The organism is Pseudomonas sp. Eth.TT006, from assembly GCF_054456575.1.
The window spans coordinates 19,310-40,301 of sequence record NZ_JBTJEN010000014.1 but is presented as its reverse complement, the minus strand read 5'-3'; the positions used below and the strand labels follow the sequence as shown (position 1 = coordinate 40,301).

Sequence of the window (20,992 nt, the reverse complement as noted above, 5' to 3'; positions counted from 1 at the left end):
ACAAGTTGCCTCAGGATCGGGGAATGGCCTGAAAGACAGGTTCTGAGGCATCTCGATCCCTTGTGGTGAGGGGATTTATCCCCGATGGGCGGCGAAGCAGCCCCCGGATACATTCTGCCTTTTGGTTGCGCCGTTGATTTTTACGACTGCTGCGCAGCCGATCGGGGATAAATCCCCTCGCCACAATGGAATGCGGGATGCAACGGAACGATAGGTATCTGCCTAACTAAATTTTTTGTCATGGCAACTTCCTGTTACAGACAGGTGATAACCTCCCAGTTCTCCCCCGAGCCAGACCTGCCTTCAGATGCCCAGCCAAGAGCCCCTGCTGTTACGTCACCACCGTCCGTTTCTCGCGTTCTGGTTTGCGCGGATCTTCACGGCCAGCGGCTTTCAGATGCTCACCGTGGCGATCGGCTGGAACCTGTACCAGTTGACCGGCAACGTGCTCGACCTGGGTCTGGTCGGTCTGGTCGAGTTCGCGCCACGGGTGCTGTTCATGCTGCACACCGGGCATGTCGCCGACCGTTATGACCGACGTCGGGTGGCGGCGATCTGTCAGTCGTTGCAGGCTTTGATCGCGCTGGCGTTGGCCATTGGCAGTGCCACCGACCATGTCACCCGGGAAATGATCTTTATCCTCGCCTTCCTGCTCGGTGCGGCGCGCTCCTTCGAAATGCCGACCACTCAGGCGCTGCTGCCGAGCATCGTGCCCACGGCACTGTTCCCACGAGCGGTCGCTGCCGCGCAATCGGCGCAACAGTCCGCCACCATCGTCGCACCGGCTCTTGGCGGTCTGCTTTATGCGTTCGGCAGCGTCTGGGTCTACGGCCCGACGGTGCTGCTGTACGTCATCGCCTGCACCTTGATGCTCAACCTGCCCGCGCGACAGACGCCGCTGAACAAAGGCAAAGCCACGCTGGATTCATTGCTGGCGGGGATCCGCTTCATTCGCAGCCGTCCGGACATTCTAGGGGCGATCTCGCTGGACCTGTTCGCCGTGCTGCTTGGAGGCGCCACCGCGCTGCTGCCGGTGTTTGCCAAGGACATCCTGCTCACCGGTCCGTGGGGGCTGGGCCTGCTGCGTTCGGCGCCGGCCGTCGGCGCGTTGGGGATGTCGCTGTTCCTGGCGCGATTCGCGGTTGAGCGTAACGTCGGTCGGGTGATGTTCACCGCAGTCGGCGTGTTCGGCGTTGCAACCATCGCCTTCGGCCTGTCGACTTCGTTCTGGTTTTCGCTGGCGGTGCTGGTGGTCCTGGGCGCGGCAGACATGATCAGCATGGTGATCCGCGCCTCCTTCGTGCAACTGGAAACCCCGGACGAAATGCGCGGTCGGGTCAGCGCGGTCAATGGCCTGTTCATCGGCGCTTCGAATCAGCTCGGCGAGTTCGAGTCCGGCCTCACCGCCCACTGGTTCGGCACCGTGCCAGCAGTGGTGATGGGCGGAATCGGCACCCTGGTGGTCACCGGCACGTGGATCAAACTGTTCCCGACCCTGGCCAACCGCGACCGGATGCATGTTCCGGTGGAAGAGGCGAAGGTTTGAAATCAGCCTGACAAACACAAATTTTCCGCAAAGGTGCGGTACATAATTACCGCACAGAGTGTAATGTATCGCCTTACACTCGCAGCCATGATCAAATCCTTCAGGGTCCCCATGCACAACCCGCCACACCCTGGTGAAACACTGCTGATGGATGTCTTGCCCGAGCTTGGCATCAGCGTGACCGAATTGGCCCGACACCTCGGTTTCGCCCGCCCTCACCTTTCCCGCGTGCTGCACGGCCATGCGCCGATCAGCCCGGATCTGGCTGTACGCCTTGAGCGTGCAGGAATTGGCAAGGCGCGCGTCTGGCTAGGCGTGCAAACGGATTACGATCTGTGGCAAGCAGAGCATCGGGAGCAACCGGCAATTGCGCCTATTGCGGCCCATGCCTGATCCCATCAACCCGATATCTCCCCCGCCACCCTGCCCCGCAACGCCTTGCCGCCCAGTTGCTCAACCAGCGTCAGGGCAAACTCCAGTGCGCCGCCTGAGCCTTGCGCGGTGATGCAATTGCCATCGACCACCACTGGTTGATCAACAAACGTACAGCCCGACAGTTGATGGCTGGCACTCGGCAGGCAGGTCATGCGTCGTTGGCGTAATAGACCTGAGGCTTGCAGGGCGATGGCCGGGGATTCGGCGATGGCGGCGAACAGGCGTCCGGCGCTGGCCTGGTCCTTGAGCAGTTGTTGCAGCGGCTGATGCGCCGCGAGGTGTTGCGCGCCGATGGCGCCGCCGGGCAGGACGATCAGGTCGAAGGTCTGCGCCAGCACATCGACCAGCATGCCGTCCGCGGTCAGACGCGTGCCGCGCGCGCAGGTCAGCATGCGCCGGCCTTCGATGCTGGCTGCCACGACTTCGATGCCGGCGCGGCGCAGCACGTCGATCAGGGTCACGCTTTGCAGATCATCGATGCCCTCGGCGAGGGTAATCAGGGCTCTAAAGGTCATGGGCGTTTTCCACTGAAGGGTCTTCAAAGCGTAGTCAGCTTTGCCCGGCCCCGTTCAGCGAAAGCCGTTACTTGATGTAAAGCTGAGCCGACAACGTATTGCGTGGCGCGTTGATCGAGGTATTGCTGAAGCTGAACGTGCCTTCCTGCTTGCCCGCCAGATCGAAGGTGTACAGCGAGCCTACGGTATTGCGGCCGGGTGTGCATTCGGTCAGGTTGCCGTTATCGAAGGCACACACCGGCGCCCGCGTACCGTTCACTTCAAAGCCGTCGAGTGTGGCCTGTGGCTGATTCTGGCCATAACCGATTTCCAGAACGTACACCTTGATGCTCGGCCCGGCGTGATTGCATTGGGTCTGGGTCTGCCCGTCAGCGATGTCTTCCAGACCACAGGCCGGCGACTGGACCTTGATCACTTTCACTTGCGTCAACGGCTGCGCCGAGGCGGCCAGTGCTGCGGGAGCCACGGTCATCATTGCTGCGATCAAACCCCAAGCCTTCATCCCGCGCGTACCCATGCATTCCCCACCCCGATAAAATCAGCGCGCAGTATGGCGCAGTTGGCGCTGTGGCAAAACTTCGACGACGTTCGGCACCAACAACCGCCATCTTGCTCACGCTGCTGGTATGATGCGCGGCTTTTTCCGGCCCACCATAAATTCCCAGGCGCTTGCGACGGTCTGTGCTTTGCTGTTGAGGTCGATACATTCACGGCGCCGCGCGCGCCACGGGGAGCAGACATGCTGGAAAGGCTGTTTCAACTCAAGGCACACAACACCAACGTGCGTACCGAGATTCTGGCGGGCGTCACGACCTTCCTGGCCATGGCCTACATTCTGTTCGTCAACCCGAGCATTCTCGGCGAGACCGGCATGGACAAGGGCGCGGTGTTTGTCGCCACCTGCCTGGCCGCCGCGATCGGTTCGACCATCATGGGCCTGATCGCCAATTACCCGATCGCCCTCGCACCGGGCATGGGTCTGAACGCCTTCTTCACCTACACCGTGGTCCTGCACATGGGCCACACCTGGCAAGTGGCGCTGGGCGCGGTGTTCATTTCGGCGGTGTGTTTCTTCCTGCTGTCGATCTTCCGCATTCGTGAATGGATCATCAATAGCATCCCGCTGCCGCTGCGTTCGGCGATTGCCGCGGGTATCGGCCTGTTCCTCGCGCTGATCGCCCTGCACAACGCCGGCATCGTGGTCAGCAACCCGGCGACCATGGTCGGCCTCGGTGACCTGAAAGCGCCGGCGCCGATCCTCGCGACCCTCGGTTTCGCCCTGATCGTCGGCCTCGAAGCGTTGAAAGTACGCGGCGCGGTACTGATCGGCATTCTGGCGGTGACCATCGTGTCGATCGCCATGGGCTTCACCCCGTTCGGCGGCGTGACCTCGATGCCGCCTTCGCTGGCCCCGACTTTCATGCAACTGGACATCAAAGGCGCGCTGGACATCGGTCTGGTCAGCGTGATCTTCGCCTTCCTGTTCGTCGACCTGTTCGACAACTCCGGCACCCTGATCGGCGTCGCCAAGCGTGCCGGCCTGATGGGCAAGGACGGCCACATGCCGAAAATGGGCCGTGCGCTGATCGCTGACAGCACCGCGGCCATGGCCGGTTCGCTGCTGGGCACCTCGACCACCACCAGCTACATTGAATCCGCCGCCGGCGTCAGTGCGGGCGGCCGCACCGGTCTGACGGCCATCGTTGTCGCGCTGCTGTTCCTGCTGGCACTGTTCTTCTCGCCACTGGCTGCCAGCGTGCCTGCCTTCGCCACTGCACCGGCGCTGCTGTTCGTCGCCGTGCTGATGACTTCGGGCCTGGCGGAAATCGACTGGGAAGACATCACCGTTGCCGCACCGGTGGTGGTCACCGCACTGGCGATGCCGTTTACCTATTCGATCGCCAACGGCATCGCCTTCGGCTTCATTTCCTGGACCGTGATCAAGCTGCTGTCGGGCCGCGCCCGTGAGCTGAACCCGGCGCTGGTGATCCTGTCGATTCTGTTCGTGATCAAGTTGGGTTGGTTCAACGCATGACTTTCGATTCCCAGGCCTACGCCACTCAGCTCGAAGAAAAGGTCACGCGCTTGCGTGACCTGCTCGCCCCGTTCGATGCGCCAGAGCCGACTGTGTTCGACTCGCCGCTGCAGAACTTCCGCCTGCGCGCCGAATTCCGCCTGTGGCGCGAGGCCGGCGAGCGGCACTACGCAATGTTCTCCCAGGACGACAAACGCACGCCGATCCTGATCGAAGAATTCCCGATCGCCAGCCTGCGCATCAACCAGCTGATGCCGCAGCTCAAAGCGGCGTGGCAGGCCAGTTCGGCGCTGAGCCACAAGCTGTTCCAAGTGGAGTTCCTGACTACTCTGGCCGGCGATGCGATGATCACCCTGTGCTATCACCGTCCGCTGGACGAGCACTGGCATGCGGCGGCTACTCAGTTGGCCGCTGATCTCAAGGTCAGCGTCATCGGTCGCTCCAAGGGCAAGCGCGAAGTCATCGGCCACGATTACGTGGTGGAGAAACTCGACGTCGGCGGCCGTACCTTCAGCTATCGCCAGCCCGAAGGCGCATTCACCCAGCCTAACGGCACGGTGAACCAGAAGATGCTCAACTGGGCATACGACGCACTGGGCGATCGCACTGACGACCTGCTGGAGCTGTATTGCGGCAACGGCAACTTCACCCTGCCGCTCGCCACCCGTGTGCGCAAAGTGCTGGCGACCGAAATCAGTAAGACCTCGGTCAATGCCGCACTGAGCAACCTCAGCGAAAACGCTGTGGATAACGTCACGCTGGTGCGACTGTCCGCCGAAGAACTGACCGAAGCGCTGAACGAAGTGCGCCCGTTCCGTCGCCTGCAAGGCATCGACCTCAAGAGCTACGAGTTCGGCAGCGTATTCGTCGATCCGCCGCGTGCCGGCATGGACCCGGACACTTGCGAGCTGACCCGACGCTTCGACAACATCCTGTACATTTCCTGCAACCCGGAAACCCTGGCCGCCAACATCGCCCAGTTGCACGACACGCACCGCATCACCCGCTGCGCGTTGTTCGACCAGTTCCCGTGGACGCATCACATGGAATCCGGGGTGCTGCTGACCCGGCGTTGATTGCCGGTTCCCGGATGCACAAAAGCCGTCGTGATGACGGCTTTTTTGTGGCTGGCATTTTTGATGTGTGCGATCACCGAACACAAAGCTTCCACGTTCAAGTACTTCAATTGACCATGGTAACCATCTGGTACATTTTACCTCCACAGGTCGGAACACCCGGCCAAAGCCAAAAACAATAAGTGGAGTTTGCCCGATGCCCCCTATCGTTCTGGTGCTCAACGGCCCGAACCTCAACCTGCTCGGCACGCGCGAGCCGGCGACCTACGGTCACGAAACCCTGGCAGATATCTCGGCGCTGTGCGGACGCGCCGCCGAAGAGTTCGGCTTGGCGGTGGAGTTTCGCCAGACCAATCACGAAGGCGAGTTGCTCGACTGGATTCATGCGGCACGCGGCCGTTGCGCCGGGATCGTGATCAATCCGGCGGCGTGGACGCACACCTCGGTGGCGATTCGCGACGCCTTGGTCGCCAGTGAGTTGCCGGTGATCGAAGTGCACCTGTCCAACGTGCATGCGCGCGAGCCGTTCCGCCATCATTCGTTCGTCTCGGCCATCGCCACGGCAGTGATGTGCGGCTTCGGCAGCCACGGTTATCGGCTGGCTCTGGAACATTTCAGTCAACGGTTGAAGGGGCACGCAGCATGACTCGCAAACCGGTAATACTGGCCGGTCTGATCGGCGCCGGCATTCAGGCTTCGCGCACGCCGGCACTGCATGAACATGAGGGCGACGCCCAAGGCCTGCGCTACCTGTATCGGCTGATCGACCTCGATCAGTTGCAACTGGACAGCAACGCCCTGCCCGATCTGCTGCAGGCCGCCGAACGCATGCACTACACCGGCCTGAACATCACCTTTCCGTGCAAGCAGGCGATCATCCCGCTGCTCGACGAACTGTCGCCGGAGGCCCGAGGCATCGGCGCGGTCAACACGGTGGTGCTCAAGGACGGCAAGCGCATCGGTCACAACACCGATTGCCTGGGTTTTGCCGAAGGTTTTCGCCGGGGCTTGCCCGACGTCGCCCGTGAGCGCGTGGTGCAAATGGGGGCGGGCGGCGCCGGGGCGGCGGTGGCCCACGCGTTGCTGAGCGAAGGTGTCGGGCAACTGAGCATTTTCGACGTCGACCGCGAGCGCGCCGAGAGTCTGGCGAATAATCTCAACCAGCATTTCGGCGCCGGCCGGGCGGTCGCCGGACGCGACCTGGCGGGCAACCTGAGTCAGGCCGACGGGCTGGTGAACACCACACCGATGGGCATGGCCAAGCTGCCGGGTACGCCAGTGCCGGCAGAGTTGCTGCGCAAGGAAATGTGGGTCGCGGAGATCGTGTATTTCCCGCTGGAAACCGAACTGCTGCGCGATGCCCGCGCGCTCGGATGTCGCACGCTGGACGGCGGCAACATGGCGGTGTTTCAGGCGGTGAAGGCGTTTGAACTGTTCAGCGGCGTGGTGGCGGATGCGCCGCGGATGCTTGCGCATTTTCAAAGCATGAACGGCTGAACACCCCCCTGTGGGAGCGAGCTTGCTCGCGAAAGCGTACTGTCAATCAATAGAACGGTTGGCTGACACACCGCCTTCGCGAGCAAGCCCGCTCCCACAAGGGGACAGCGTCACGGCTGCAGGTAACGCAATACCGACTCGCAGATCATCTCGCGATGGCGCTGCTTGGTGGTTTCGTCCGGCAGGTCGATCTGGAAGATCTCGCCAATCGTGTGGCGGTTCGACACGCGATAGAAGCAGAACGAACTGATCAGCAGATGCACATCCAGCGCATTGAGTCCGGCGCGGAACACACCCTCTTCGGCGCCACGGCGCAAAATCTCGCCCAGCGAATCGAGGATGGTGTTGTTCATCGCCTTGATCGCATCGGAACGCTTCACGAACTCGGCATTGTGGATATTTTCGATGCTGACGATGCGCACGAAATCGACGTTGCGGTCGTGGTGATCGAAGGTGAACTCAACCAGCCGACGGATCGCCTGCACCGGTGGCAGCTCGGCCAGATGCAGGCGGCTTTCGGTGCTGCGGATGTCGCCGTACAGCTTTTCCAGCACCTCAACGTACAACTGCTCCTTACTGCCGAAGTAGTAATAGATCATGCGTTTGGAGGTGTGGATGCGCTCGGCGATCGCGTCGACGCGGGCGCCGGACAAACCCTGCTGGACGAACTCGACGATCGCCTCCTGCAGGATGTTCTCGCGGGTCTTTTCCGGGTTGTTCTTGCGACTCTTGCGCGGCTCGATGCCCGGCAGGGCGGGAGCGGCGGGGAGTTCTGAAGTCATTGTCATTGCGGGCTCACGGCCATCACTGCACAGGTTGGCGATTATGGGCCGCACTGCACAGTGAAGGAAGCCACGCGGCGGCTGTTTAACACCGCGTTTACGAATTCCCTACAACTTCGCCTGGCGCACCGCGCCGCTGCGCGACTTGGCCATGGCTGCCAGACGCACCGCAACGTTCGCCGCACCGTAACCGGCATAACCGTTTTTGCGCTGGATGATCTCGAAGAAGAAGCGTCCCTCGAACGGTTCGGTGTAGACATGAAACAGCTCGCCGCCCTGGGCATCACGGTCGTACAGGACGTTGTAATAGGCCAGTTCGCTGAGAAACTCGTCATCGAAATCGAAGCGTGCCGCCAGGTCGTCGTAGTAGTTGAGCGGGATATCCAGCAGTGGCACGCCGGCTTCTTTGGCGCGGCTGACTTCAGCGAAGATGTCATCACAATCGAAGGCGATGTGATGCACGCCGGAGCCGCGATAACTCGACAGCGCATGGGAGATCGCAGTGTTGCGATTCTCGGAGATGTTCAGCGGCAAACGGATCGAACTGTCGCGACTGCGCAACGCGCGGCTCTTCACCAGACCGTAAGGGTCGGGCAGCACCACTTCATCGTCGGCCTCGAAATCCAGCAGGCTCTTGTAGAACAGCACCCAACTGTCGAGGCTGTCGGCCGGCAGCGCCATGGCCATATGGTCGATGCGTTTCAGCCCGCCACCGGCGACGGCGTCTGGCCGCAGATTGAAGTCGGTGCCATAGACGTCCGCTGCCTCATCCACCAGATAAATCAGGCTGCCATCCGGGGCGCGCACGGCGGCCAGTTCCAGCTCGTTGGGGCCGACCAGTCCGCGATAGGGCTGGCCTTTGTATGCGACCGCACGGGCCAGAGCACTGGCGCTGTCCTTGACCCGCACGGCGGTGGCGCACAGCGACGGACCGTGGGCCTCGAAAAAGCTGTGGCCGAACGAATACGGTTCGGCGTTGAGGATCAGGTTGATATCGCCCTGACGCAGCAGGCTCACGCTCTTGGAGCGGTGCTGCCCGGCCTTGACGAAACCGAGGCGCTCCAGCCAGTTCGTCAGTTTCGCGCCGAGCGCTTCGTCCACCGCGAACTCCAGAAACTCGATGCCGTTGTACTCGCTGGCCTGCGGCGTTTCGAAGAGAATTTCGCGGTTGGCCACCGGCGGGACCCGTTGTTCCAGACGCTCACGGGTTTTCTCTTCCAGGTACAACAGCGAGCGCAGACCGTCGGCGGCATTGGCCCGTGGCGGCGCGGCGCGGAAGCCGTCATTGAAGATTTCCAGCGACAACGGCCCGGTGTAACCGCTCTGGATAATTGGCGCGAGGAACCCCGGCAGATCGAATTCGCCCTGCCCGGGGAAGTAGCGGAAATGCCGGCTCCACTCCAGCACATCCATGGCGAGGATCGGCGCGTCGGCCATTTGCACGAAGAAGATCTTGTCGCCGGGAATATCAGCGATGGCGGCCGGATCGCCCTTGAGCGACAGGGTGTGGAAACTGTCGAGCAGCACGCCGAGCGCCGGATGATCGGTCTGACGCACGATGTCCCAGACCTGTTGATAGGTATTGACGTGCCGTCCCCACGCCAGCGCTTCATAGCCGATGCGCAGCCCGCGAGCGCCGGCACGTTCGGCCAGCAAGCGCAGGTCATCGACCAGAATCTGCCGGTCGCCGACGCTGTCCGCCGAGGCGTTGCTGCACACCAGCACCAGGTCGGTGCCGAGTTCCTGCATCAGGTCGAACTTGCGCTCGGCGCGCTCCAGATTGCGCGCCAGCCGATCACGCCGGCAGCCTTCGAAATCGCGGAACGGCTGGAACAGAGTGATCGCGATGCCCAGGTCAGCGCACATCTGCCTGATTTCCCGCGGACTGCCGTCGTAATACAGCAGATCGTTTTCAAAGATCTCGACGCCGTCAAAACCGGCGGCGGCGATGGCTTCGAGCTTTTCCGGCAGGGTGCCGCTCAGGGAAACGGTGGCAATGGAACGCTGCATGTTTCTACTCCCGGACTTCGCCGCGCTTGTCTTTGAGGTAGGAGCTGCCGAAGGCTGCGATCTTTTGATCTTGAAAAACAAAGATCGCAGCCTTCGGCAGCTCCTACAGAGAATGTTTTTGTAGTGAGGGAAATTATTGGCTGCATGGCGGTGCACAGCAATTTAAAGTGTACCAGCCGGTTAGTTTTGCGTGCGATTATCGAACACAATGGCGATTCGACGAATTGACGATTTTTCGTCCACTGCCCACCATCGACGCCACATTGAGTCCGCAAGTGAACCTTCGGTCGCAGTGCCTTGCAAACAACACCACATAACAAATTCAAAAACGGGTGGAACAATGATTCCTTCACAGACTTCCCGCATGGCCCCGGCCATGAGCACTGCCACGGGTGGCATCGGCGACAAGATCCGCGGCGCCATGGCCGTCGGCAAGACCCGTTGGGGCATGCTGGCGCTGGTGTTTTTCGCCACGACCCTGAACTACATCGACCGCGCCGCCCTCGGCGTCATGCAGCCGATCCTCGCCAAGGAAATGAGCTGGACGGCGATGGACTACGCCAACATCAACTTCTGGTTTCAGGTCGGCTACGCCATCGGCTTCGTCCTCCAGGGACGCTTGATCGACCGCGTCGGCGTCAAGCGCGTGTTCTTCTGCGCCGTGCTGCTCTGGAGCCTGGCCACCGGCGCCCACGGTCTGGCGACATCGGCCGTCGGCTTCATGGTCTGCCGCTTCATCCTCGGCCTGACCGAAGCCGCCAACTACCCGGCCTGCGTGAAAACCACGCGCCTGTGGTTCCCGGCCGGTGAACGAGCGGTGGCTACCGGCATCTTCAACGCCGGGACCAACGTCGGCGCCATGTTCACCCCGATGCTGCTGCCGCTGGTCCTGCATGTGTGGGGCTGGCAGGCGGCGTTCCTGTGCATGTCGGCGCTGGGCGGGGTCTGGTTGCTGTTCTGGGGCCTGAAGTACTTCAACCCGGAAGACCATCCGAGCGTCAAACAGTCGGAACTGGACTACATCCAGCAAGAACTCGAACCGGAACAGGCCGGCGTGCCGTTCTCGCGCATCCTGCGCATGCGTGGCACCTGGGCGTTCGCCCTTGCCTATGCGCTGACCGCGCCGGTGTTCTGGTTCTACCTGTACTGGCTGCCGCCGTTTCTCAATCAGCAATACAACCTGGGCATCAACGTGACCCAGATGGGCATCCCGCTGATCATCATTTACGTCACTGCGGATTTCGGCAGTGTCGGCGGCGGCATTCTGTCTTCGTTCCTGATCGGTCGCGGCATGAACCCGATCAAGGCGCGGCTGCTGTCGATGTTGCTGTTCGCCTGCTGCATCATCGGCGTGATCATGGCGGCCGGCTCGAGCAATCTGTGGGTCGCGGTGGCGGCCATCTCCCTCGCGATCGGCGCGCATCAGGCCTGGACCGCAAACATCTGGAGCCTGGTGATGGACTACACGCCCAAGCACATGATGAGTACGGTGTTCGGCTTCGGCGGCATGTGCGCAGCGATCGGCGGGATGTTCATGACCCAGATCGTCGGCCACATCCTGACCGTCACCAACAACAACTACACCGTGCTGTTCACGCTGATTCCGGCGATGTACTTCCTGGCGCTGACCTGGATGTACTTCATGGCCCCGCGCAAGATTCCTGACATCACTGAGTAATCCGCCCCCCACTCCCCCTGTGGGAGCGGGCTTGCTCGCGAAGCGTTCAGTCAGTCACTGAAGATGGCGACTGAAACACCGCCTTCGCGAGCAAGCCCGCTCCCACAGGGTTATGTACCTCTCTCAACGGCGGCTTTGCTGCCACGCCGCCGCCAGGCCGCTGCAACAGATCACCGCGATGCCGATCACCGTCAGCAGCGTCGGCGTGTGATTGAACACCAGCCAGCCCAGCAACCCGGCAAACACGATCTGGCAATAGCCGAACGGCGCCAGCAACGCCGGCGCGGCGTGACGGAAAGCCTGGGTCAGAAACAGGTGCGCGGTCATCCCGCAACTGCCCAGCGCCAGCATCAACAGCCCATGTCCGAAGCTCGGCACTTGCCAGAAGAACGGCACCAGCGCACTCATCACCAGCGTATTGCACAGGCCGGCAAAAAAGTTGCTGGTGGTCGGGCTGTCGTACTCACTGAGCTTGCGCGTGAGCAGTTGATAGAAGCAGAAAAACAGCGCCGAACAGAACGGCAGCAGCACCGCCGGGGTGAACAATTCGCCGCCCGGGTGGACGATGATCAGCACCCCGATAAAGCCGCAGATCACCGCAATCCATTGGCCGCGCGTCACCCGTTCCTTGAGCAACGGCACCGACAACGCCGTGACCAGCACCGGCGCAAGAAAGTTGACCGCGGTGGCCTCGGCCAGCGGGATATACAGCAGCGCCGTGGTGAAAAACAGACTGGTGCCGAGCAGGCACAGCGCCCGCGCCAGCTGCCATAACGGCCGTTTGGTACGCAGCACCCGCAGCCCCGATTGCGGCAGGAAAATCCCCGCCATCAGCAAGGTATGCACCAGATAGCGCGCCCAGACCACCATGATGATCGGGTAGAAACCGGACAGGTATTTCGACAGGGCGTCGTGGCTGGAAAACAGGAAAGTCGCCACGACAATCAGCAGGATCCCCTTGAAGGGTTGGTTGACGCCGGATAACGGGGTGCTGACGGTCATGAGTTCTCCTTGTAGACACTGCGCAACAATCTAGAGCCAGGCGTCAGACTCTCACAGACAACAAACCAAATAGTGGGCGAATAGCGCACGGCATCGCCCATGCCATAGCGGGATCGCTACCTTCGACAGGTTAATAGCGAAAAAAGCCATTTTCATCTTTGTCGGCAGCCGACGGGTTCTCAGCACATTCACATCCACTTTCCGCGCCGCGACGCGGTAACCTTGGAGACGCCTGCGGATACCGGGCAGAACCGTCGTCGCGGACGATGGTCTGACGACCGGACTGGCGCCGCTTCCACGCACCAGCAACACTCATCAGCACGCAACCTTCACCGTATAGAAAGAGGATTTCCCCATGCTATGGAAAAAAGGCCGACGCAGTGACAACGTCGTCGATGCCCGTGGCGATGATACCGGCGGTGGCGGCGGCATGCGTTTCGGTGGCGGCAAGGGCTTGAGCCTCGGGGCGATCCTGCTGATCGTCGGCATCGGCTGGATCACCGGGCAGGATCCGTTGCAAATCCTCGGCCAGCTCACCGGGCAGATGAGCGAGCAATCGGCGCCGGCCAGCACACAAACCCGGCAGGCGCCACCGGCCAATGACCAACAGGCCGAATTCGTCCGCTCGATCCTCGGCGATACCGAGGACACTTGGGGCGCGATCTTCCAGCAGGCCGGGCGCCAATATAAGGACCCGACCCTGGTGCTGTTCAGCGGCCGGGTGAATTCCGCCTGCGGCCTGGCGAGTTCGGCCACCGGACCGTTCTATTGCCCGGCGGATCAGAAAGTCTATCTGGACATGGCGTTCTTCCAGGAAATGGCCCAGCGCTTCAAGGCCGCTGGCGACTTCGCTCAAGCCTACGTGATCGCGCACGAAGTCGGTCACCATGTGCAGACGCTGCTCGGCGTCTCGGCAAAAATCCAGACGGCGCGCCAGCAAGGGCGGCAGATGCAGGGCGACGGCGGTTTGCTGGTGCGTCAGGAATTGCAGGCCGACTGTCTGGCCGGCGTCTGGGCCTACCATGCGCAGAAGCGCCTGAACTGGCTGGAACCCGGTGACGTCGAAGAAGCCTTGAACGCGGCCAACGCCATCGGTGATGATCGCCTGCAGCAACAGGGTCAGGGCCGCGTGGTCCCGGACTCGTTTACCCATGGTACGTCGGCGCAACGAGTGCGCTGGTTCAAAACCGGATTCGCCCAGGGCCAGGTCGGCCAGTGCGATACCTTTGCCGCGAAAAACCTGTAAATGCGCAAATGGCTTTTGGCTTTACTGATCATCGGCGGCAGTGCCCAGGCCGCCGGGGTCGATGCGATCAGTCCCGGCCGCCTGCAATTGAAGGCCGGGGAAATGGCCGTCGGCATCAGCCCGGCGCCGGAGAAGATCGAGCGGGTGCTGATCATCATCCACGGTCGCCTGCGCAACGCCGAAACCTATCGCAAAAGCGCCGAGCGCGCCGCCGAACTGGCCGGGCAAACCGCGCACACCCTGGTGATCGCCCCGCAGTTTCTCAACGAAAGCGACGTCGCCCTGTACTCCCTGCCCAACACCCTGCTGCGCTGGAAAGGCAACGAGTGGATGGGTGGTGGTTTATCCACAGGGCCAAATCCGCTGAGCTCTTACGCCGCGCTGGATGAAATCGTCGCCCGGGTCAGCGACCGCAAGCAGTTTCCCGACGTGAAGCAGATCGTGATTTTCGGCCATTCCGGCGGCGGTCAGGTGGTGCAGCGCTATGCCCTGCTGGCCAAGGATCAGCCGGCATTGAAAACCAACGGCATTCGTCTGCGCTACGTGGTGGCCAACCCGTCGTCCTATGCGTACTTCAACGAACAACGGCCAGTGGCGTTCGATCATGCGCAGTGCGCAGGTTTCAATCGCTGGAAGTATGGTCTGAGCGACATGCCGGTCTACGCCGGCGGGCAGACGCCGTTGCAGCTTGAAAGCAGTTACATCAAGCGCGAGGTGATCTATCTGCTCGGCCAGCAGGACATCGACCCGCAGCATCCGGCGCTGGACAAGAGCTGCGCCGCCGAGGCCCAGGGCGCGTATCGCCTGGAGCGCGGCAAGGCGTTTTTCAGTTACCTGCTGCGCCGGCATCCGGAAGGGGTCAATCAGCGGCTGGTTGAAGTGCCCGGAGTCGGGCATAACGGTGACGGGATGCTGACGTCACCGGAGGGGCAGAAAGCGTTGTTCGATCAGTAAACCTTGCGGTGACAGTTATGGCCCATTCGCGAGCAAGCCCGCTCCCACAATTGAAATGAATTCCCTTGTGGGAGCGGGCTTGCTCGCGAAGGCGGTCTGACAGACGACGAGAGGCCTCAGGCCGACAGCATCCGCCGCAACTCGACACAATCCCGCGCATGCCAATCCGTCAGCTCCGGCCACGGATTATCCGGCAGATTCACCAGCACCGTGCGCGCCCCGGCCGCGCGTCCGCAATCCAGATCGAAGCGGTAATCACCGACCATCACCATCTCGCTGGCCGGCACCTGCCAGGCCTCGGCCAGTTTCAGCAGACCGCCGGGATGCGGCTTGGGCGGTGCTTCGTCGCGGCCCAGCACATCGTCCACGGCGAAGCGGTCGGCCAGGCCAATCGCTTCAAGCGTCACATGCGCCAGCTCCCGCGCATTGCGGGTCAGGATGCCGAGGCGATAGCCGCGCCCATGCAGATCGCGCACCAGCTCCACCGCCCCCACCGCCGGTTTGGAACCCAGCGCCAGATCACGCTCATGTTCGAGCAACCACGCATGTTTGGCGGCCGCTTCATCGGCGGGCAACGCCGCGAGGTGAGTGAGGATGTCGTCCTCGGGCGGAATCGCCAGGGCCACGCGGATCGCGGCAAAATCATGCACGGCGACGGTCAGGGTGCCGTCCATGTCGAACACCCAATGCTTCACCTCACTCAGGCTCATGCCCAGTCCTTGCGGTGCCGGATCAAGCCTTCCTGAGTGACCGAGGCCACCAGTTGCCCGGCGCGGTTGTACACGCTGCCCCGAGAGAAACCGCGGGAATTGCCGGCCCACGGGCTGTCCATCGCGTAAAGCAGCCAGTCGTCGGCACGCAGATCGTTGTGGAACCACAACGCGTGATCGAGGCTGGCGACCTGCATGTCCTTCTGCCAGACCGACTTGCCGTGGGGCAGCATCGAGGTGGTCAGCAGACCGAAGTCCGAGGCGTAGGCCAGCAGGTATTTATGCAATGCCGGAATGTCGGCCAACGCACCGTCGGCACGGAACCACACGTATTTGATCGGATCCGCCGGTTGCGGGTTGTACGGGTCTTTTTCGGTGACCGGGCGCACTTCGATCGGTTTCGGGCACAGCAGTTTTTCGCGCATGTGCTCGGGGATCAGGTGTGCGCGCTGCTGGGTTAATTCCAGCTCCGACGGCAGGTTTTCCGGGCCGACCACCATTGGCATCTGGCTCTGGTGCTCGAAACCTGCCTCGTCGTACTGGAACGATGCGCTGCAAGTAAAGATCGGGTGTCCCTTCTGGATCGCCGTGACCCGCCGGGTGCTGAAGCTGCCGCCGTCACGCACACGATCCACCGAATACACCACCGGCAACTTGGCGTCGCCCGGACGCAGGAAATAGCCGTGCATCGAATGCACATGGCGCGTTTCTTCAACCGTCTGACTGGCCGCCGACAGCGACTGGCCGAGCACCTGACCACCAAACAACTGACGGAAACCCAGGTCCTGGCTGCGGCCACGGAACAGGTTTTCCTCGATCGGTTCCAGGGTCAGCAAATCGACCAGATCTTCCAACACTTGGCTCATTCAGACTCTCCTCACACAACGCTATGCCGCGCAGTCTTGGCTGCGGCGGCCCATTCTGGTTCTGGCGCGAGCCATTGTCGCGCCATTGTAAACGTCCGTGTCGGCTTAGCCATGCAAGGTCTGCAGCCATTGCTCCCGGGTGATGCGATACAGCACGTGCCTGCGTAACGGGTGATCGGCGGCAAGCTTGGGGTGATCGAAATCATCGGCCGGATCGTGATGCATGCCAATCGCCTGCATGACCTTCTCCGACGGCAGATTGCTTTGCGCGGTGAAGGACACGATTTCCTCTAGCGCCAACCGATCGAAACCGGCGCGCAGCGCCGTCCATGCCGCCTCACTGGCGTAACCCAGGCCCCAATGCTCTTTGGCCAGACGCCAGCCGATCTCCACTGCCGGAGTAAACGGCGCATCGAAGCCAACCACGCCAAGCCCGGTAAAACCGATGAATTCGCCGGTATCCTTGCGCTCCAGCGCCCATAGACCGAATCCGTGTTCGGCAAAATGCCCGCGCACGCGGCCGATCATCGATGCGCTTTCCAGCCTGCTCAGCGCTTGTGGAAAGTAGCGCATCACCTGCGGATCGGCGCACATCGCGGCAAATGCCGGCAAATCTTCATCGCTCCACTGACGCAACAGCAGGCGTGCGCTTTCGAGTTGCAGTATCGGCTCCATCGTGCCCTCCATTTCCATGCCGCAAGTCTACATCGCTGGTAGGATCGTTCACGCTTTCCTGCGTTCCCTCTCTTCAACAGCCATACGAAATTGCCATGCCCTTGCCGCTGATCTATCACGAAGACTACAGCCCCGAATTTGCGCCGGAGCACCGCTTCCCGATGGACAAGTTCCGTCTGCTGCGCGATCACCTGGTCGACAGCGGCCTGACCCGCGACGCCGACCTGCTGCGCCCGCCGATCTGTCCCAACGACATCCTCGCCCTGGCCCATGACTGTGGTTATATCGAACGTTACATGAGCGGCGAGTTGTCCCGCGAAGACCAGCGGCGCCTCGGCCTGCCGTGGAACGAAGCGCTGGCCCGACGCACCGTGCGGGCGGTCGGCGGCTCGATTCTGGCAGCGGAGAAAGCCCTGGAGCACGGTCTGGCCTGCCATTTGGCCGGCGGCACCCACCACGCCCACTACGATTACCCGGCCGGGTTCTGCATCTTCAATGACCTGGCGATCATCAGCCATTACCTGCTGCAAAGTGGCCGGGTGAATCGGATATTGATCTTCGATTGCGACGTGCATCAGGGCGACGGCACTGCGCGAATTCTGCATGACACGCCGGAGGCGATTACCGTTTCCCTGCACTGCGAGAAGAACTTTCCTGCACGCAAAGCTGAAAGTGATTGGGACATTCCGTTGCCCAAAGGCATGGGCGACGCCGATTACCTGAAGGTGGTGGAAGACACGCTCAACTACCTGCTGCCGCTGTATCAACCGGACCTGGTGCTGTACGACGCCGGGGTCGACGTGCACAAGGACGACGCCCTCGGTTATCTGCAACTGACCGACGAAGGCGTCGCCGCCCGCGATGAAAGCGTGATGCGCCATTGCCTGGGCCGCGATATTCCAGTGATGGGCGTGATTGGCGGCGGCTACAGCAAGGACCGCCACGCCCTCGCCCGCCGCCACGGCATCCTGCATCACAGCGCGCAACGGGTCTGGACGTCACACGGCTGTCATTAAGCTGTGCTGCGTTACCCACAATCGCTGTGGAACGGCCTGTGGATAACCTGAGCGAAAGGGACTACAGGCCATACTGACTATGGCCTGTAGCGCGCTGATCAATTTTCAACCAGATTCCGAAGTCCGCTCTTGCTTCCTTTGTAGGAGCTGCCGAAGGCTGCGATCTTTTGATCTTGTTTTCCCAGATTCAAGATCAAAAGATCGCAGCCTGCGGCAGCTCCTACAGGGATCCCGGCTGTTAGAATGCGCGCCTTATTCCGCCATACCGCAGCGCAGCCATGACCCAGACTTCCGCCCCTTCCCCCGCTCACGTCGCCATTATCGGCGGCGGCCCCGCCGGCCTGATGGCCGCCGAAGTGCTGAGCCAGGCCGGCGTGCGTGTCGATCTGTACGACGGCATGCCTTCAGTGGGGCGCAAGTTCCTGCTGGCCGGGGTCGGCGGCATGAACATTACCCATTCCGAAGCCTACCCGGCGTTCCTCGCGCGCTACGCCGAACGTGCACCGCAGATCGCGCCGTTGCTGCGCGCCTTCGACGCCGACGCCTTGTGCCGCTGGATTCATGATCTGGGCATCGAAACCTTTATCGGCAGCTCCGGCCGGGTGTTCCCCACCGACATGAAAGCCGCGCCATTGCTGCGCGCCTGGCTCAAGCGCCTGCGTGACAGCGGCGTGGTTATCCACACCCGCCATCGCTGGCTCGGCTGGGATCAACACGGCGCACTGCGCATCGCCAGCCCGGACGGCGAAATCAGCGTCAGCCCCGACGCCACCCTGCTCGCCCTCGGCGGCGGCAGTTGGTCGCGTCTGGGTTCCGATGGTGCGTGGATGCTGCCACTGGAGCAAAAAGGCGTGGGACTGGCGCCGCTGCAGCCGAGCAATTGCGGCTTCGAAGTGCAGGCCTGGAGCGAATTGCTTGTCAGCAAATTCGCCGGCGCCCCGCTGAAAAATGTCGCCATCGGCCTGAGCGATAACATCCCGCGTTTGGGTGAATGCGTGATCACCGCCACCGGGGTTGAAGGCAGCCTGATCTACGCGCTGTCGGCGCCGATTCGTGAGGCGATCAACGCGCATGGCTCAGCCACAGTGCACATCGATCTGCTGCCCGGCCGGCCTGTGGATAAAGTGCAGGCCGCGTTGAGCAAGCCGCGTGGTTCGCGTTCGATGGCCAAGCATCTGCACAGTCAGGTCGGGATTGATGGTGTAAAAGCCGCGTTGTTGCGCGAACTGACGGATGCCGCGGCCTTTGCCGATCCAGCGGCGTTGGCCCGGGCGATCAAGGCATTGCCACTGACGTTGGTGAAAACCCGTCCGCTGGACGAAGCGATCAGCAGCGCTGGTGGCGTGACGTTCGAAGCGATGGATGAGCGCTTGATGCTCAAGGCGTTGCCGGGGGTGTTCTGCGCGGGGGAAATGCTGGATTGGGAAGCGCCGACGGGCGGCTATCTGCTGACCGGGTGTTTTGCCAGCGGGCGGGCGGCGGGGTTGGGCGTCTTGCAGTGGCTCAAGTCCGAGGCGTCTGCCTGAACCCTCACCCCACCCCTCTCCCTGTATGTACCGGACACATGGTGGACAGGTGTTCGGAGACATGGTGGACACTTTTTAATAGACACATTGCTCATCACGAAGGAGATGGCCTGTGTCTTGGGAAGAGGTGTCCACCGTGCAGCTTCGTACAGAATTCGTGCTTTTGGCTCGGCAGGAAGGGGCCAATATTCGGCAGCTTTGCCGCCGATTCAATATCAGCCCAAGCACTGCCTACAAATGGCTCAAGAGGTTTGAAACCTCAGGTGCAGAGGGATTGATCAATCAGTCTCGACGACCAAAGACATCACCCAAACGCTGCGCTGGCGAGGTTGAGCATCAGATTCTGACTGTGAGTCAGGAGTACGCCGCTTGGGGCGCTCGCAAGCTCAAGCGTGTGTTGGAAGACGACGGCAAAGTGATGCCTTCAGTCAGTACCGTGCATGCGGTTTTACAGCGTCATTCGCGCGTTGATCCAAAGGCCGCTGAGATCAAACCGTTTATCCGGTTCGAGCATGAAGCGCCCAACGCTCTTTGGCAGATGGACTTCAAGGGGCATATCAGCCTGGCTCAGGGGCGTTGCCATCCGTTGACGATATTGGACGATCATTCACGGTTTTCGCTGTGCATCGCGGCATGCATCAATGAGCGCCGCCAAACCGTTCAGGAGCACCTAATCCGGTCCTTTCGGCGCTTCGGCCTGCCTTTACGCATGACGATGGACAACGGTTCGCCTTGGGGTGATGAGACAGGCGTTTATACCGCACTGGAGGTCTGGCTGATGAGCCAAGGCATCAAGGTCGGCCACTCTCGTCCTTATCATCCGCAAACCCAAGGAAAGCTGGAACGCTTCCACCGCAGCCTGAAAAATGAAGTCCTGCGAGACCGGCACTTTATCGATCTCAACGACGCGCAACGGGCGTTTGATATCTGGCGTGATATCTACAACCAGAAGCGTCCACATCAAGCGTTGGACATGCAGGTGCCTGCTACTCGCTACAGCAGCAGCCCACGGGAATATCAGGAGCAACCTGCGGCCCCGGAGTACGACGAGGGTGATGTGGTCAGAAAGGTTCAGGTGAAAGGCGAGATTTACTGGGGGAATCGTGAATACACGGTCGGAAAGGCTTTTTACGGAAGATAAGTAGCTATCCGGGAAACGACGGAGGACGGCATCCACGATGTCTACTGGAGTAGACATCGTATCGCCCGAATCGACTTGAACTTGCAGATCGTGACGGCAGGTAAGAAGATCTAAAACCGTCCACCATGTCTCCGAACATGTGTCCACCATGTCTCCGGTACATACACTCCCAGAGGGAGAGGGAGCTGACCGAGGCGTCTGGCGTCATCCGTCGACCTGAAAGACCGAGTCGAGTATGGATTCGGTCAGCCGACGAGGTAACTGGCGAACGCCCGGTCGATT

19 protein-coding genes and 1 pseudogene are annotated in these 20,992 nt (G+C 61.5%); 12 read left to right on the top strand and 8 right to left on the bottom strand.

What is annotated here, in order from left to right; genetic code table 11:
* The first annotated feature begins 307 nt into the window (after positions 1 to 307).
* Both ACXR0M_RS20905 and ACXR0M_RS20900 read left to right on the top strand, forming a co-directional pair.
* Positions 308 to 1,546, top strand: a complete 1,239-nt coding sequence (locus ACXR0M_RS20905; protein ID WP_458833662.1) for an MFS transporter — start codon at positions 308 to 310, stop codon at positions 1,544 to 1,546.
* Between the two features lie 111 nt (positions 1,547 to 1,657).
* Positions 1,658 to 1,939: a HigA family addiction module antitoxin gene (locus ACXR0M_RS20900; RefSeq protein WP_458833661.1), complete on the top strand. Its 282-nt coding sequence runs from the start codon at positions 1,658 to 1,660 to the stop codon at positions 1,937 to 1,939.
* A gap of 5 nt (positions 1,940 to 1,944) precedes the next feature.
* Here the strand turns inward: ACXR0M_RS20900 and ACXR0M_RS20895 are convergent, their stop codons facing one another.
* Entirely contained in the window at positions 1,945 to 2,496 is a 552-nt protein-coding gene (locus tag ACXR0M_RS20895; protein WP_458833660.1) for a DJ-1 family glyoxalase III, read from the bottom strand.
* Between the two features lie 67 nt (positions 2,497 to 2,563).
* Complete coding sequence (locus ACXR0M_RS20890) at positions 2,564 to 3,013, bottom strand: DUF4879 domain-containing protein (RefSeq protein WP_458833659.1); 450 nt, start codon at positions 3,011 to 3,013, stop codon at positions 2,564 to 2,566.
* A gap of 222 nt (positions 3,014 to 3,235) precedes the next feature.
* On the opposite strand from ACXR0M_RS20890, the gene ACXR0M_RS20885 reads away from it, so the two are divergent.
* From ACXR0M_RS20885 to ACXR0M_RS20870, 4 genes are all read left to right on the top strand, one after another.
* On the top strand, positions 3,236 to 4,531 hold the full coding sequence (locus tag ACXR0M_RS20885; RefSeq protein ID WP_458833658.1) for an NCS2 family permease: 1,296 nt from the start codon (positions 3,236 to 3,238) through the stop codon (positions 4,529 to 4,531).
* The gene (gene trmA / locus ACXR0M_RS20880; RefSeq protein ID WP_458833657.1) at positions 4,528 to 5,607 is read left to right on the top strand and encodes a tRNA (uridine(54)-C5)-methyltransferase TrmA; all 1,080 of its coding nucleotides are present in this window, start codon (positions 4,528 to 4,530) and stop codon (positions 5,605 to 5,607) included. Before ACXR0M_RS20885 ends, trmA begins: the two co-directional genes overlap by 4 nt.
* Before the next feature lie 196 nt (positions 5,608 to 5,803).
* Positions 5,804 to 6,253 (top strand): type II 3-dehydroquinate dehydratase, encoded by a 450-nt coding sequence (aroQ, locus tag ACXR0M_RS20875; protein WP_458833656.1) that lies wholly within the window; start codon positions 5,804 to 5,806, stop codon positions 6,251 to 6,253.
* Positions 6,250 to 7,104: a shikimate dehydrogenase gene (locus ACXR0M_RS20870; protein WP_458833655.1), complete on the top strand. Its 855-nt coding sequence runs from the start codon at positions 6,250 to 6,252 to the stop codon at positions 7,102 to 7,104. The genes aroQ and ACXR0M_RS20870 overlap by 4 nt, the downstream gene beginning before the upstream one ends.
* 110 nt (positions 7,105 to 7,214) lie before the next feature.
* On the opposite strand, the gene ACXR0M_RS20865 is transcribed toward ACXR0M_RS20870, so the two are convergent.
* Together ACXR0M_RS20865 and quiC are read right to left on the bottom strand one after the other, a co-directional pair.
* Positions 7,215 to 7,892: a TetR/AcrR family transcriptional regulator gene (locus ACXR0M_RS20865; protein WP_458833654.1), complete on the bottom strand. Its 678-nt coding sequence runs from the start codon at positions 7,890 to 7,892 to the stop codon at positions 7,215 to 7,217.
* Between the two features lie 102 nt (positions 7,893 to 7,994).
* On the bottom strand, positions 7,995 to 9,896 hold the full coding sequence (gene quiC, locus ACXR0M_RS20860; RefSeq protein ID WP_458833653.1) for a 3-dehydroshikimate dehydratase QuiC: 1,902 nt from the start codon (positions 9,894 to 9,896) through the stop codon (positions 7,995 to 7,997).
* Positions 9,897 to 10,236: 340 nt separating this feature from the next.
* Between quiC and ACXR0M_RS20855 the strand changes: the two genes are divergently transcribed.
* Complete coding sequence (locus ACXR0M_RS20855) at positions 10,237 to 11,574, top strand: MFS transporter (RefSeq protein WP_458833652.1); 1,338 nt, start codon at positions 10,237 to 10,239, stop codon at positions 11,572 to 11,574.
* A 123-nt stretch (positions 11,575 to 11,697) separates the two neighbouring features.
* Here ACXR0M_RS20855 and ACXR0M_RS20850 read toward each other — a convergent pair whose 3' ends face one another.
* Positions 11,698 to 12,576, bottom strand: a complete 879-nt coding sequence (locus tag ACXR0M_RS20850) for a DMT family transporter (RefSeq protein ID WP_458833651.1) — start codon at positions 12,574 to 12,576, stop codon at positions 11,698 to 11,700.
* Positions 12,577 to 12,931: 355 nt separating this feature from the next.
* Between ACXR0M_RS20850 and ypfJ the strand changes: the two genes are divergently transcribed.
* Both ypfJ and ACXR0M_RS20840 read left to right on the top strand, forming a co-directional pair.
* Positions 12,932 to 13,822 carry a KPN_02809 family neutral zinc metallopeptidase gene (gene ypfJ, locus ACXR0M_RS20845; protein WP_458833650.1) on the top strand — a complete coding sequence of 297 codons (891 nt, stop codon included), beginning with the start codon at positions 12,932 to 12,934 and terminating at the stop codon, positions 13,820 to 13,822.
* Positions 13,823 to 14,776: an alpha/beta fold hydrolase gene (locus ACXR0M_RS20840; protein ID WP_458833649.1), complete on the top strand. Its 954-nt coding sequence runs from the start codon at positions 13,823 to 13,825 to the stop codon at positions 14,774 to 14,776.
* A gap of 116 nt (positions 14,777 to 14,892) precedes the next feature.
* On the opposite strand, the gene ACXR0M_RS20835 is transcribed toward ACXR0M_RS20840, so the two are convergent.
* From ACXR0M_RS20835 to ACXR0M_RS20825, 3 genes are all read right to left on the bottom strand, one after another.
* Entirely contained in the window at positions 14,893 to 15,486 is a 594-nt protein-coding gene (locus ACXR0M_RS20835; RefSeq protein WP_458833648.1) for an HAD family hydrolase, read from the bottom strand.
* A complete protein-coding gene (tesB, locus tag ACXR0M_RS20830) occupies positions 15,483 to 16,352 on the bottom strand; it encodes an acyl-CoA thioesterase II (protein WP_458833647.1) in 870 nt (289 codons plus the stop codon). Before tesB ends, ACXR0M_RS20835 begins: the two co-directional genes overlap by 4 nt.
* Positions 16,353 to 16,457: 105 nt before the next feature.
* Positions 16,458 to 17,027 (bottom strand): GNAT family N-acetyltransferase, encoded by a 570-nt coding sequence (locus ACXR0M_RS20825; protein WP_458833646.1) that lies wholly within the window; start codon positions 17,025 to 17,027, stop codon positions 16,458 to 16,460.
* Between the two features lie 95 nt (positions 17,028 to 17,122).
* Here ACXR0M_RS20825 and ACXR0M_RS20820 point away from each other — a divergent pair, with 95 nt between their 5' ends.
* From ACXR0M_RS20820 to ACXR0M_RS20810, 3 genes and pseudogenes are all read left to right on the top strand, one after another.
* Entirely contained in the window at positions 17,123 to 18,043 is a 921-nt protein-coding gene (locus ACXR0M_RS20820) for a histone deacetylase family protein (RefSeq protein WP_458833645.1), read from the top strand.
* A gap of 278 nt (positions 18,044 to 18,321) precedes the next feature.
* Complete coding sequence (locus ACXR0M_RS20815) at positions 18,322 to 19,569, top strand: TIGR03862 family flavoprotein (protein WP_458833644.1); 1,248 nt, start codon at positions 18,322 to 18,324, stop codon at positions 19,567 to 19,569.
* Positions 19,570 to 19,681: 112 nt separating this feature from the next.
* A pseudogene (locus tag ACXR0M_RS20810) lies at positions 19,682 to 20,824 on the top strand (IS481 family transposase).
* Positions 20,825 to 20,992 lie beyond the last annotated feature (168 nt).

Coding starts and splice junctions, on each gene's coding strand:
- trmA (WP_458833657.1), top strand. CDS start 4,528: ATGACTTTCGATTCCCAGGCCTACGCCACTCAGCTCGAAGAAAAGGTC.
- ACXR0M_RS20890 (WP_458833659.1), bottom strand. CDS start 3,013: ATGGGTACGCGCGGGATGAAGGCTTGGGGTTTGATCGCAGCAATGATG.
- aroQ (WP_458833656.1), top strand. CDS start 5,804: ATGCCCCCTATCGTTCTGGTGCTCAACGGCCCGAACCTCAACCTGCTC.
- ACXR0M_RS20865 (WP_458833654.1), bottom strand. CDS start 7,892: ATGACAATGACTTCAGAACTCCCCGCCGCTCCCGCCCTGCCGGGCATC.
- ACXR0M_RS20850 (WP_458833651.1), bottom strand. CDS start 12,576: ATGACCGTCAGCACCCCGTTATCCGGCGTCAACCAACCCTTCAAGGGG.
- tesB (WP_458833647.1), bottom strand. CDS start 16,352: ATGAGCCAAGTGTTGGAAGATCTGGTCGATTTGCTGACCCTGGAACCG.
- ACXR0M_RS20895 (WP_458833660.1), bottom strand. CDS start 2,496: ATGACCTTTAGAGCCCTGATTACCCTCGCCGAGGGCATCGATGATCTG.
- ACXR0M_RS20905 (WP_458833662.1), top strand. CDS start 308: ATGCCCAGCCAAGAGCCCCTGCTGTTACGTCACCACCGTCCGTTTCTC.
- ACXR0M_RS20900 (WP_458833661.1), top strand. CDS start 1,658: ATGCACAACCCGCCACACCCTGGTGAAACACTGCTGATGGATGTCTTG.
- ACXR0M_RS20815 (WP_458833644.1), top strand. CDS start 18,322: ATGACCCAGACTTCCGCCCCTTCCCCCGCTCACGTCGCCATTATCGGC.
- ACXR0M_RS20855 (WP_458833652.1), top strand. CDS start 10,237: ATGATTCCTTCACAGACTTCCCGCATGGCCCCGGCCATGAGCACTGCC.
- ACXR0M_RS20820 (WP_458833645.1), top strand. CDS start 17,123: ATGCCCTTGCCGCTGATCTATCACGAAGACTACAGCCCCGAATTTGCG.
- ACXR0M_RS20835 (WP_458833648.1), bottom strand. CDS start 15,486: ATGAGCCTGAGTGAGGTGAAGCATTGGGTGTTCGACATGGACGGCACC.
- ypfJ (WP_458833650.1), top strand. CDS start 12,932: ATGCTATGGAAAAAAGGCCGACGCAGTGACAACGTCGTCGATGCCCGT.
- ACXR0M_RS20825 (WP_458833646.1), bottom strand. CDS start 17,027: ATGGAGCCGATACTGCAACTCGAAAGCGCACGCCTGCTGTTGCGTCAG.
- ACXR0M_RS20870 (WP_458833655.1), top strand. CDS start 6,250: ATGACTCGCAAACCGGTAATACTGGCCGGTCTGATCGGCGCCGGCATT.
- ACXR0M_RS20885 (WP_458833658.1), top strand. CDS start 3,236: ATGCTGGAAAGGCTGTTTCAACTCAAGGCACACAACACCAACGTGCGT.
- ACXR0M_RS20840 (WP_458833649.1), top strand. CDS start 13,823: ATGCGCAAATGGCTTTTGGCTTTACTGATCATCGGCGGCAGTGCCCAG.
- quiC (WP_458833653.1), bottom strand. CDS start 9,896: ATGCAGCGTTCCATTGCCACCGTTTCCCTGAGCGGCACCCTGCCGGAA.